Source organism: Magnetospirillum sp. XM-1, from assembly GCF_001511835.1.
Classification (GTDB): domain Bacteria; phylum Pseudomonadota; class Alphaproteobacteria; order Rhodospirillales; family Magnetospirillaceae; genus Phaeospirillum.
Window position 1 is genome coordinate 2,673,212 of the sequence record NZ_LN997848.1, and the last position, 11,618, is coordinate 2,684,829.

Sequence of the window (11,618 nt, forward strand, 5' to 3'; positions counted from 1 at the left end):
GGGAATCTGAAGGCCCCCTTTAGCGCCCCCCCTTGCCAAGGTCAAGGTCCGCGACTAAAACCGCTCCCATGATTCTGACACCCATCGACCATACCGGCCTGGCCGGGCTGAAGAGCGAGTTCGAGGCGGCCCTGGCCGAGGACCCGCTGGCGCTTGCCGTGTTCCGCCGCGTCACCGCTTTGGTGCCCGACGGCGATCTTCTGACGCTGTCCACCGAGCCCGAGCACCGGAAGGGGGCGGTGGAGCTGTGCCGCCGCTTCGGCTTCAAGATCCTGGAGATGAGTCCCCAGGAGCATTTCACCTGGGATGGCGAAGGCGTGGCGGTTCACCTGGAGCCCAGCGTGCTGATCCACGAGGTGGGGCATTACCAGCTGTCCTCGCCCGAGCGCCGCAAGGTGCTGGATTTCGGCCTGGGCGCCGGGCCCGAGACCGGGCGCAAGGCTGAAGCCGACGCGGTGCAGTCGCTGTTCCTGCCCGAGCGCGACGTGGAGGAAGGGCTGTGCTCGCTGCTCGGCATCCTGTGGGAGGCCGAACTGGGCCAGCCGGCGGTGCTGGCCTTCCTCGAGCAGAACTGGATGGAGGGCGGCTCCAACCTCCAGAATGTCGGCCATTTCCGCAAGGTGGTGCGCTGGCTGCACGAAATGGGGCTGATCGACGATACCGGCGCTCCCACCATGGGGGTGCGCGAGGAAGGCGACGACACCTTCTTCACGCGCTGGTATGCCGATTGTTGAATGTCGGGCTCACCTGTTCACTGAATTGACGCATCTCCGACACAATCCGTAACTATTCCAAAAGGATAGGCTTGGATATAGTCCATGCGGAATTTAGGGATTTGTCGGGGGATGGTGTGAGCACGCGGTCCAAGCGACCCAGGATACGGCTGCGTGTCGGTATCGCCGCCATGTTTCTCGGCATCATGCTGCCGTTGACGGCGCTGATGACCACGGTGCTTTATCGCCAGAATTCGCATCTGGCCGCCGATCTTGCCCAGAACGCCATGGACGGGGCGACCCGCGACGTGGTCTCCGGGGTGCGCAACCTCCTGGTTCCCATGGCCCGCGTCGTCGATCTGTCCACCGCCTTCGGCAAGGCGGAGGGCGAGAAGCTGCGCCGGGTCGAGACGCTGCGTCCGCTGATCGACACGCTGGAGGCCTTTCCCGACCTCTACGCCCTGTTCTTCGGTTTCGCCAAGGACGGCGCCTTCTACGAGGTGATCCGCCTGCCGCCGCCGGGCGGCAAGGGGCTGCTGGACCGCAAGCCGCCGCCGGAGGCGAAGTTCGCGCTGCGCATCATCGACACGGTGGAGGGCGAGGCCACCGACAGTTGGATCTACATCACCCGCTGGGGCAACGTGGTCGGTGTCGAGCGGGCGCCCAAGGTCGCCTACGATCCCCGGACCCGGCCCTGGTACAAATCGGCGGCCGGGACGCAGGGCGTCGCCACGTCCGGCATCCACGTGTTCAGCAGCATCGGCAAGCCGGGGCTGACCCTGTCCCAGCGGCTGATGACCGATGACGGGGCGCTGATCGGCGTGTTCGCCGCCGATCTGCTGACCGACACCTTGTCGCGCTTCCTGGCCGAGCGGGCGGTGGGAACCAAGGGGCGTATCTTCATCCTGGACGAGGACGACCGCCTGCTGGGCTATCCCGATGCCGAGCAATCCCTGGTCCGGGGCGACAAGGGGCTGGAAATCGCCAGGATCGACCAGATCGCCGACCGGGTGGTGGCCGACGCCGCCCGGCTGCGCAAGGATCTGGGCAGCCGGTTCAAGGCGGAACTGGGGCCCGAGCGCGATACCTATCTGGTGTCGTTCAGTCCGTTTCCCGACGAATTCGGCAAGCATTGGACCATCGGCGTGGTGGCCGAGGAGGGCGAGTTCATCGCCCCCTTGCGCCGCGCCAGCATCATCATTCTGATTATCGGCACGGCCTTCCTGGTGCTGGCTGGGGCGGGGGTCGCCTGGGCGTCGCGCCTGCTGACCCGGCCCATCGAGACGCTGATCGGCGAGGTCCGCCATATCGAGGCCCTGGATTTCTCCAGCACTGCGGTGGTCCGCTCGTCGGTGATCGAGGTCCACGCCCTGGCGGCGGCCATCGAGCGGATGAAGACCGCCATGCGCAGCTTCGCCGCCTATGTGCCCAAGGATCTGGTGCGGACCATCATGGCCTCGTCCGGAATTCCCACCATTGACGGCGAGCGCCGGCCGCTGACCATCCTGTTCACCGATCTCCAGGGCTTCACGCAGACCTCGGAATTCATGGCGCCCGAGGACGTGGCCCATCGCCTGTCCATCTATTTCGAGATGATGTCGGCGGCGATCATCGGCAGCCGGGGGACCATCGACAAATTCATCGGCGACGCCATCATGGCGTTCTGGAACGCGCCCAGCCTGGACGAGGACCACGTGGCCAACGCCTGCCGCGCCGTGCTCGCCTGCCGCGTCCTGTCCGAGGAGCTGAACCGCGATCTGGTCGCCAACCGCTTTCCGCCCATGCCGACCCGCTTCGGCCTGCATTCCGGCGTGGCGGTGGTGGGCAACGTGGGCAGCAACGACCGCATGCAGTACACCGTCCTGGGCGCCGAGGTGAACCTGGCGTCGCGTATCGAAGGCCTCAACAAGATGTTCGGCACGTCCATGCTGGTCACCGGCGCGGTGGAAAAGCAGGTTCGCGACCGCTTCGTGTTCCGGCCGCTGGGCGTGGTGGCCCCCGCCGGCGTCACCCTGCCGGTGCCCGTGTTCGAACTGGTCGCCTCGCTGGAAGAGGGCTCCACCCTCGCCGCCACCGAGGAGCAGATGGCCGCCTGCGCCGACTGGAACCGGGCCATGAAGCTGTTCTTCGCCCGCGACTGGTCCGCCGCGTGCCCGGCGTTCCGCGACTATCTGGCCGCCCGGGGCGAGGACGGTCCCGCCCGCTTCTTCCTGGACCTCGCCGAGCGCTACGCCGCCGATCCGCCCGACGAGGCCTGGGACGGCGTGCTGCATTTCGAGGGGAAATAAGCATGCGGCCGCTCAGCGCCATCGTCGCCCTTGTCCTGCTGGCGGCCCTGCCGGCCCGGGCCGGGGAGGGGGACAAGCCCGCTCCGCCGCGCGAGATCTTCCTGGCCCATACCCAGGCGCAGAAATCCTCGGCCAATCCCACCGCCGCCATGGCCGCCGAGTTCAAGCGGCAGGTGGAGCGCCTGACCGAGGGCCGCGTCAAGGTCGGCATCTTTCCCGCCGGGCAGTTGGGCGGCAACCGCGAGATCGCCCGCGTGATCGCCGACAACGTGGTGCAGACCGGCTTTGTCACAATCGGCGGAGTGGTTCCCGCCTATCCCCCCCTGGCCGTGACCCAGATTCCCTTCGTGTTTTCCTCGCAGGAAGCGGCCCAGGCGGCCTTCGACGGCCCGTTCGGCCGCCTGCTGGGCGAGGAGATCGAGCGGCGGACCGGCATGATGGTGCTGGGCTATGGCGACAGCGGCGGCATGACGGCGCTGACCAATGCCCGGCGGCCGATCCACCGGCCCGAGGACATGCGCGGCCTGAAATTCCGCGTCATTCCCGGCTTCAAGTCCCAGGAGACCATGATCCGCAGCCTGGGCGCCGTGCCCGTGCCCATTTCATCGCGCGAGGAGCTGCCGGCCCTGTCGGCGGGGGTGGCCGACGGCCAGATGAACACGCCCCTGGCCATCCTGGCCGGGCGTTTCGACGAAGTGCAGAAATACGTCACCCTGACCGAGCATCTGTACGCGCCGCCGCTCTGGCTGTTCAATCGCAAGGCCTTCGACGCCCTGGCGCCCGACGAGCAGCAGGCGGTGCGCCAGGCCGCCGATGCCGCCCTGGCGGCGGGCCGGAAGCTGGCGGCCGAGATCGAGGGCTCGGAGCGGGGAATCTCGGCCCTTTACCGCCGCATGACGGTCACCCGCCTGTCCGCCGAGGAGAGGGACGCCTTCCGCCGCGTGGTGCAGCCCGTAATCATCGCCGAGGTTCAGGCGGACCTGGACGAGGAGGGCCGCGCCCTGATGGGCGAGTTCCTCAAGGCCGCCGCTCCGGCGGGGAAATAGCTCCCCCTATCCCTTCCGCCTGATCTCGTAGGCCTGCAGATGGGTGAGCGCGGTGCGCAGCAGCGGGGCGGCTAGCCCGGCGGCGCGGGCCCGGCGGAGCATGTCGCCGACGATGTGCTCGCCCTCGGTGGGGCCGCCGGCCTCCAGGTCGCGCATCATGGACGCCGTCATGGCCGAGCCCTTCTGGGTCAGGAAGCCCAGCGCCAGATCGCGGGCCTCGGGGCGCGGGGCATGACCGGCATGGGACGCCACGGCGGCGCATTCCTCAAACATCTCCCGCATGATGGCCTCGCCGTCTCCGGTCGCCATGATGGTGCCGACGCTGGCGCGCATCAGGCAGGTCATGCCGGCCAGCGGGGCGAGCAGCACGTACTTCTCCCAGGCCTCCTGCATGATCTCGGGCGAATGGCGGGTCTCGCACTTGGCGGGGCCGAAGGCCTTGGCCAGCGCCTCGGTCCGCGCCGAGGTGCCGCCCGACCGCTCGCCGAAGGTGATGCGGTTGATGTTGTTCATGTGCACGATCTCGCCATCCGCGCCCAAGGTGGAGAAGATGTGGCACAGCCCGCCGATCACCCGTCCGGGCCCGAAGGCCGCGTCCAGCGGGCCGTAATGGGCCAGCCCGTTCAGGATGGGCAGGACGGCGGATTCGGGGCCGACGGCCGGCGCGATGGCCTTGATGGATTCGTCCAGGTCATAGGCCTTGCACGACAGCAGCACCATGTCCCAGTGGCCCGACAGGGTATCGGCGGTCACCGTCTTGACCGGGAAGGCGGCGTCGCCATGCGGGCTTTGGATGCGCAGCCCCTTCTCGGCCAGCAACCGGGCGCGCTTGGGCCGCACCAGAAAGGTCACGTCCGCCCCGGCCTCCGCCAGCCGCCCGCCGAAATAGCCCCCCGTCGCCCCCGCGCCCAGAACCAAAATCCGCATCATCCGCCTCCGGTATTACCAGTGGCGTCGAGGCTAATGGAGAGGGGCGGCGGGCGGCAAGGGGAAAGGCCTGGATTCAATGCCGTTCAAGGCAACATCCGTGACGGTATCAGCCGGCGAATCTGGCGGCTGGCCACATCCCGGAAGCGGGGAGTATGAAGGCAGATGCCGCCCACCAGGCCGACTAGACAGCCCAGAATGGTGTCGATGAAACGTGCCTGGATCAAAGCGGCAGACGAGGTGTGACCGAAGCTGGCGGCTTCCGCCAGGAAGAGCGTCAACGGCGTGATGAAGATTACGGCCACGCCGTAGTGGCGAGTGACCATGGTTTCGATAACGAAAACCAACGACGTCATCATCATGAAGATCGACCACCGGTCTAGGGGCAAGGCCAGCAATCCCCAGGATATCAGCAGGCCGAAGATGGTTCCTGCGACGCGCTGAACCTGTCTGTTCCATACCGCACGCAGGGACATGCCCTGGATTACGGCCAGGCAGCTGACCGGCACCCAGTAGGGGCGCGGCAAGTTGAGCGCTTGGCCGAGGGCCAGCGAGATTCCAACGAAGGCGCCGATGACCACGGGCTCGAACACGACATAGTCGAAGGTGGCCGGGGGAGGCGGAGCGACAGGTTGCGGCGCCCGCAGGCGCAGGATGTGCATGCTGTAAAGCAGCGCGATCACTCCGGCCAGCAGGCAGCCCATGGTTAGCAACCCGACATGCTGGGGCACCTGAAGGAGATCGACCGGTGAATAGGCTCCGATAGCTGCCGCCATGATGAAAAAAAGACTGCCCGGCGGTCCGATTTGGTAGAACCGGCAGACCATGGTGACCAGAGCGGCGATGAAGGCCAGGACCGGCACCATCAGCGGCGTGATGAGCTGGCTCAGCATGCCCAGGGTGTAGCATGCGGCCAAGCCGAACGAGCAGGCCATCAACGTTATCATGCGATGGTGTAGTGACGTTGCTGGCAGGTAAAGGAAGACGATCCCGCCTAGCGACGAGATCAATCCATAGCTCATATGATCGAAATAGGCTCCGACGGCAATTGGCAGGCCGGACGACATCGCCGCGGCGAACGGCATCTGCCACGGGCGGTCGCTTTTATGGACTGTCAACAATTGGGCCAGTTCGGATCGGATGAAGACCCGGATGGCCGCCAACATTTTGCAAACTTGCGGCACAGGCATGTCCACCACCGGAGAGCATGGCGACCGGACGGCTCGCCCGACATTGGGGTGGGGTGTCAGCTTCCGCCGAAGCGCGCCCGCAGATACGCCCCGTCCTTGTCACGCAGCAGGTTTTCTACCCAGCTCACGTACTTGTCCATCCATCCTTGCAGAAATTTTCTCGTATCCGGATTGGCGATCGCGCCATCGGCGTCAAAGAACCCATCCTTTATCTGGATAAACGCCTCGGGTTGGCCGAGTGTCGGCACGTCCAGATAGGCGAGAACATTGCGTAAATGCTGCTGTGCCAGGGAGGTGCCGATGGCGCCGGGGGAACACCCCATGATCCCGGCAGGTTTTCCCGCCCAAACGCTTTTGCCGTAGGGACGCGAGCCATGGTCGAGGGCATTTTTGAGCACGCCGGGGATCGAGCGGTTATATTCCGGCGTCACGAACAGCAGCCCATGGGCGGCGGCAATTTCAGCCCTCAGCCGAGAGACGGCTGGCACTGGCGTCAAGTCGTCATCCTGGTTGTAGAGCGGCAGACCGCCGATCTGAGTATGCTGGAATGAAAATTCCGGCGGCGCCAATTTCACGATGGCATCGGCAAGCTTGCGGTTGAAACTGTCCTTGCGCAGGCTGCCAACGATGATGGCGATCTGGTGTTGGCTCACGATGACCTCCTCCGGATGAATATACCCGATATTTCCGAGATAGACGGCCGATACACCCCCTCGATTGACGGCAGGATAGTCCGATCTCCGCTCTACCGGAAGGCGGAATGATGCTGGCACCTTTCTCCTGTAATTCGCCTCGTGCGGATCAGCTTCTATGCCGGAATGCGCCCGATGCGCGCGGGAACAACGAAAAAGCCCCTCCCGTTCCCAGGAGGGGCTCTCTCATCACTCATCCCCCGATGAAATCAAAGGGGGGCCGGGGCATGCCCCGGATGGGGTCGGGCGATAGCCCGATTTCCCACCCGGAAGACCGTCGGCGTTCCTACTCCGCCGCCTCCTTGCCGCCGGCCGGGGGCGGCGCGTCGGGCAGGCCGGCGAAGCGGCGCAGCATGGCGAAGCGGCGACGCAGCTGGCTTTCGGCGCTGTCGACCAGCTTGCGGTACCGCTCGGGATCGGCGCGTTCCACCATCTGGAAGCGGGCCTCGCCCTTCATGAAGTCGTACAGCTTGCCGTTGGGCTCCTTGCTGTCCAGCGTCAGCGGGCTTTCGCCGCTGCCCATCTTGCGAGGGTCCCAGCGGTAGAGCGGCCAGTAGCCGGCCTCCACCGCCATCTTCTGCTGGTCCAGGCCATGGGCCAGGTCGTAGCCGTGGGCGATGCAGTGGGAGTAGGCGACGATCAGCGAGACGCCGGGATAGCTGACGGCGTCCTGGAAGGCGCGCATGGTCTGCACGTCCTTGGAGCCGAAGGCCACGTTGGCGACGTAGACGTCCTCGTAGGCCATGGCCATCATGCCCAGGTCCTTCTTGGGCAGGGTCTTGCCGGCGATGGCGAACTTGGCCGAGGCGCCGATGGGGGTCGCCTTGGATTGCTGGCCGCCGGTGTTGGAATAGACCTCGGTGTCCATGACCAGGATGTTGACGTTCTTGCCCGAGGCGAAGACGTGGTCCAGGCCGCCATAGCCGATGTCGTAGGCCCAGCCGTCGCCGCCGACGATCCACACCACCTTCTCGACCAGATAATCGGCCACCTGCTCCAGCAGGCGGGCGTCCGCCGACTTCAGGCCGGAGAGCACCTTCCTGAGCTCGAGGATGCGGTTGCGCTGGACGGCGATCTCCACCTCGGAGCCTTGCGGCGCCAGGGCGATCTCGTTGGCCAGCTTCTCCGGCACCTGGCCGGTGGCGGTCAGCGCGGCCAGCAGCAGCTTGGCCTGGTTCTTGTGCTGGTCCACCGCCAGGCGGAAGCCGAAGCCGAACTCGGCGTTGTCCTCGAACAGCGAGTTGGCCCAGGCGGGGCCGCGGCCGTCGGCGTTCTGGGTGTAGGGCGTGGTGGGCAGGTTGCCGCCATAGATGGACGAGCAGCCGGTGGCGTTGGCGATCATCAGACGGTCGCCCCACAGCTGGGTCATCAGCTTGATGTAGGGGGTCTCGCCGCAGCCCAGGCAGGCGCCGGAGAACTCGAACAGCGGCTGGAGCAACTGGGCGGTCTTCACCGTGGGCGTGCCCAGCTTTTCCTTGTTCACTTCCGGCAGGTCGACGAAGAACGCCCAGTTGGCCTTCTCGGTCTCCAGGATCGGGTCCTTGGCCTCCATGCGCAGCGCCAGGCGGTTGGGGTCCTTCTTGTCCTTGCCGGGGCAGACCTTGACGCACAGCGTGCAGCCGGTGCAGTCCTCGGGCGCCACCTGGATGATGTAGGCGTCGCCCTTGAACTCGTTGCCGCGGTAATCCATGCGCTTGAACGAGGCCGGGGCGGCTTCCATGTCGGCCGGGCTGGCCACCTTGGCGCGGATGGCGGCATGCGGGCAGACCAGGGCGCACTTGTTGCACTGGATGCAGGGGCCCTCATCCCACACCGGGATTTCGGCGGCGATGTTGCGGCGCTCGAAGCGCGCCGTGCCGGTGGGCCACACGCCGTCCACCGGGAAGGCGGAGACGGGCAGCTTGTCGCCGTGATTGGCCAGCATCAGGGCCGAGACGCGCTTGACGAAGTCGGGCGAATCCTCGGGCACGATGGGCGGCAGCGAGCGGTTGGAGGTGGCTTCGGCCGGGATCTTGACCTCGTGCATGTGGTGGAGCGTCTCGTCCACCGCCTCGAAGTTCTTGGCGACCAGCTTTTCCGACTTGCGGCCGTAGGTCTTCTCGATGGCCTTCTTGATGTGGCCGATGGCCTCATCTCTGGGCAGCACGCCCGAGAGAGCGAAGAAGCAGGTCTGCATGATGGTGTTGATGCGGTTGCCCATGCCGGTGGCCAGCGCCACCTTGCGGGCATCGATCACGTGCACCTTGATCTGCTTGTCGATGATCTCCTGCTGCACCTCGCGCGGCAGGTGGGTCCACACCTCGTCGGCGGGGTGGGGCGAGTTCAGCAGGAACGTGGCGCCCTTGGCGGCGTAGCGCAGCACCTCGTACTTGTCCAGGAAGACGAAGTGGTGGCAGGCCACGAAGTCGGCGTCGCCCGAATCCAGCAGATAGGCCGACTGGATGGGCTCGGGGGAAAAGCGCAGGTGCGAGATGGTGATGGCGCCCGACTTCTTCGAGTCATAGACGAAATAGCCCTGGCCCTGGAAGCCGGCGTTCTCGGCGATGATCTTGATGGAGTTCTTGTTGGCGCCCACCGTGCCGTCGGCGCCCAGGCCGAAGAACACCGCGCTCTTGACCTTGGGCTGGACCAGCTTGAACGAGGAATCGGGCTCCAGCGACAGGTGGGTGACGTCGTCGGTGATGCCCACGGTGAAGCGGCGCTTCGGCTTGGACCGCGCCAGTTCGTCGAACACTGCCTTGGCCATGCCAGGGGTGAATTCCTTCGACGCCAGGCCATAGCGGCCGCCGATCACCACCGGGTCGGCGGCGGTGGCGCGGTTGCCCGTCGCCTTGGCTTCGGCCAGGGCGGCCAGGATGTCGAGATAGAGCGGCTCGGCGATGGCGCCCGGCTCCTTGCAGCGGTCCAGCACGGCGATGGCGCGCACGCTGGTCGGCAGGGCGGAGACGAAGGCGTCGATGGAGAAGGGGCGATAGAGGCGGACCTTCAGCACGCCCACCTTCTCGCCCTTGGCGGCGAGCGCGGTGACCGTCTCATGCACGGTCTCGGCGCCCGAGCCCATGATGATGACTACGCGCTCGGCCTCGGGATGGCCGAAATAGTCGAACAGTTTGTAGGCGCGGCCCGTCAGCTTGGCATAGCGGTCCATCTCCTGCTGCACGATGCCGGGGCAGGCCTCGTACCAGGGATTGCGGGCCTCCTGCATCTGGAAGAAGGTGTCCGGGTTCTGCGCCGTGCCGCGCAGGGTCGGATGGTCGGGGGACAGCGCCCGGGCGCGGTGCGCCGCGATGGAATCGGCATCCAGCAGGGCCAGCAGGTCCTCGTCGTTCAGCTCCTCGATCTTGGTGACCTCGTGCGAGGTGCGGAAGCCGTCGAAGAAGTGCAGGAACGGCACCCGGGCCTTTAAGGTCGCCGAATGGGCGATGGCCGCCATGTCGTGGGCTTCCTGGCCCGAGCCCGAGGCCAGCAGGCCGAAGCCGGTCTGGCGGCAGGCCATGACGTCGGAATGGTCGCCGAAGATGGACAGGCCGTGGGTGGCCACTGTGCGGGCCGTGACATGCATGCAGAAGCTCGTCAATTCGCCGGCGATCTTGTACATGTTGGGGATCATCAGCAGCAGGCCCTGGCTGGCCGTGAAGGTGGTGGCCAGCGAGCCCGCCTGCAGCGCGCCGTGGACCGCGCCGGCGGCGCCGCCCTCGTGCTGCATCTCGGCCACGTCCGGGACCACGCCCCAGATGTTCTTGCGCCCTTCCGAGGCCCACTGGTCGGCCAGCTCGCCCATGGTGGAAGACGGCGTGATCGGATAGATCGCCGCCACCTCGCTGACCCGGTAAGCCACCGAGGCGCACGCCTCGTTGCCGTCGACCGTGATCAAAGCCCTGTCTGCCATGTCTTTCCCACTCTCTAAGTTCATTTGCCCGTTTTGGGCCTTGGAAAACGGGCGCGAATCACCGCCGCGCCCCGTTTCCGAAAGGCTCGGAAGAATAGACGGCGGTCTCGAGGGTCCGCAAGTCCCTTACGAATCGCCGCTCAAAAAAGTAATAAAGTTGTTCGGCCGGGGGCTCTCCTATGCAGACTTGCCCCGGGGGCTTCCGGCGTCGGGCCGCCGGTGCTAGAAATGAGCGAAAGATTTGTTGCTCAGAGGGTTCGATGTCCGGGATAACCCAGCCGCCCTGGCATATTTTGACAGATACCGACCTAGTGGCGGCGCTGATGGACGTCATTCCCCATCCCATCTTCTTCAAGGATCGGGAGGGGCGCTATCTCGGCTGCAACAGCCATTTCTGCCAGATGCTGGGATACGGCCACGACGAGGTGGTGGGCAAGACCGTCTTCGAGATCGCGCCGTCCAATCTGGCCCAGGTCTATCATGAGGCGGACATCAAGCTGATGGAGACGGGCGGCACCCAGTGCTACGCCTCGTCGGTGAAGTACGGCGACGGGCTGACCCGGCGCGGCGTGTTCTTCAAGTCGGTCTTTCACGACAAGGCCGGGGTGGCCGCCGGCCTGGTCGGCATGTTCTACCCGATGGAGTTCATGCTCCACGTGATCGACATGTAGGCAGGGCCGCCTAGGCGGCCTTGCAGGTCTCCTGGGTCCGGCGCATCAATTCGATGCTGGCCAGCGACCAGATGGGGGTTCCCTGTGCCTTGCGGTCGGCGACGATGCGCTCGACCAAGGTCAGGGGAACATTGCGAATCCATTCCTCAAGCACGGCGGCGGCTCCTTTTATGCTGCAGCGCACAATGGACTGTATCGCCGA

The 11,618-nt window shown here is 65.9% G+C and carries 9 protein-coding genes; 4 read left to right on the forward strand and 5 right to left on the reverse strand.

Annotation, left to right across the window (positions count from 1 at the left end; all coding sequences use genetic code 11):
• Positions 1-68 precede the first annotated feature (68 nt).
• The 3 genes from XM1_RS12465 (at position 69) to dctP (ending at position 4,047) form a co-directional block, all read left to right on the forward strand.
• A complete protein-coding gene (locus XM1_RS12465; RefSeq protein ID WP_068433866.1) occupies positions 69-734 on the forward strand; it encodes a hypothetical protein in 666 nt (221 codons plus the stop codon).
• Between the two features lie 116 nt (positions 735-850).
• Positions 851-3,001, forward strand: a complete 2,151-nt coding sequence (locus XM1_RS12470; RefSeq protein WP_156428718.1) for an adenylate/guanylate cyclase domain-containing protein — start codon at positions 851-853, stop codon at positions 2,999-3,001.
• Between the two features lie 2 nt (positions 3,002-3,003).
• Positions 3,004-4,047 carry a TRAP transporter substrate-binding protein DctP gene (gene dctP, locus XM1_RS12475; RefSeq protein ID WP_068433870.1) on the forward strand — a complete coding sequence of 348 codons (1,044 nt, stop codon included), beginning with the start codon at positions 3,004-3,006 and terminating at the stop codon, positions 4,045-4,047.
• 6 nt (positions 4,048-4,053) lie between these two features.
• Here the strand turns inward: dctP and panE are convergent, their stop codons facing one another.
• From panE to nifJ, 4 genes are all read right to left on the reverse strand, one after another.
• Complete coding sequence (gene panE, locus XM1_RS12480; RefSeq protein ID WP_068433872.1) at positions 4,054-4,974, reverse strand: 2-dehydropantoate 2-reductase; 921 nt, start codon at positions 4,972-4,974, stop codon at positions 4,054-4,056.
• Between the two features lie 86 nt (positions 4,975-5,060).
• Positions 5,061-6,164 (reverse strand): FUSC family protein, encoded by a 1,104-nt coding sequence (locus XM1_RS12485; RefSeq protein WP_068437768.1) that lies wholly within the window; start codon positions 6,162-6,164, stop codon positions 5,061-5,063.
• 56 nt (positions 6,165-6,220) lie between these two features.
• Positions 6,221-6,817, reverse strand: coding sequence for an NADPH-dependent FMN reductase (locus XM1_RS12490; protein ID WP_068433874.1), 597 nt, complete (start codon positions 6,815-6,817; stop codon positions 6,221-6,223).
• Between the two features lie 325 nt (positions 6,818-7,142).
• Complete coding sequence (nifJ, locus tag XM1_RS12495) at positions 7,143-10,745, reverse strand: pyruvate:ferredoxin (flavodoxin) oxidoreductase (protein ID WP_156428719.1); 3,603 nt, start codon at positions 10,743-10,745, stop codon at positions 7,143-7,145.
• A gap of 260 nt (positions 10,746-11,005) precedes the next feature.
• Between nifJ and XM1_RS12500 the strand changes: the two genes are divergently transcribed.
• On the forward strand, positions 11,006-11,416 hold the full coding sequence (locus XM1_RS12500) for a PAS domain-containing protein (RefSeq protein WP_068433879.1): 411 nt from the start codon (positions 11,006-11,008) through the stop codon (positions 11,414-11,416).
• A gap of 10 nt (positions 11,417-11,426) precedes the next feature.
• Here XM1_RS12500 and XM1_RS24110 read toward each other — a convergent pair whose 3' ends face one another.
• Positions 11,427-11,570, reverse strand: coding sequence for a hypothetical protein (locus XM1_RS24110; protein ID WP_156428720.1), 144 nt, complete (start codon positions 11,568-11,570; stop codon positions 11,427-11,429).
• Between the last annotated feature and the right edge of the window lie 48 nt (positions 11,571-11,618).

Coding starts and splice junctions, on each gene's coding strand:
- XM1_RS12465 (WP_068433866.1), top strand. CDS start 69: ATGATTCTGACACCCATCGACCATACCGGCCTGGCCGGGCTGAAGAGC.
- dctP (WP_068433870.1), top strand. CDS start 3,004: ATGCGGCCGCTCAGCGCCATCGTCGCCCTTGTCCTGCTGGCGGCCCTG.
- panE (WP_068433872.1), bottom strand. CDS start 4,974: ATGCGGATTTTGGTTCTGGGCGCGGGGGCGACGGGGGGCTATTTCGGC.
- XM1_RS12485 (WP_068437768.1), bottom strand. CDS start 6,164: ATGCCTGTGCCGCAAGTTTGCAAAATGTTGGCGGCCATCCGGGTCTTC.
- nifJ (WP_156428719.1), bottom strand. CDS start 10,745: ATGGCAGACAGGGCTTTGATCACGGTCGACGGCAACGAGGCGTGCGCC.
- XM1_RS12500 (WP_068433879.1), top strand. CDS start 11,006: ATGTCCGGGATAACCCAGCCGCCCTGGCATATTTTGACAGATACCGAC.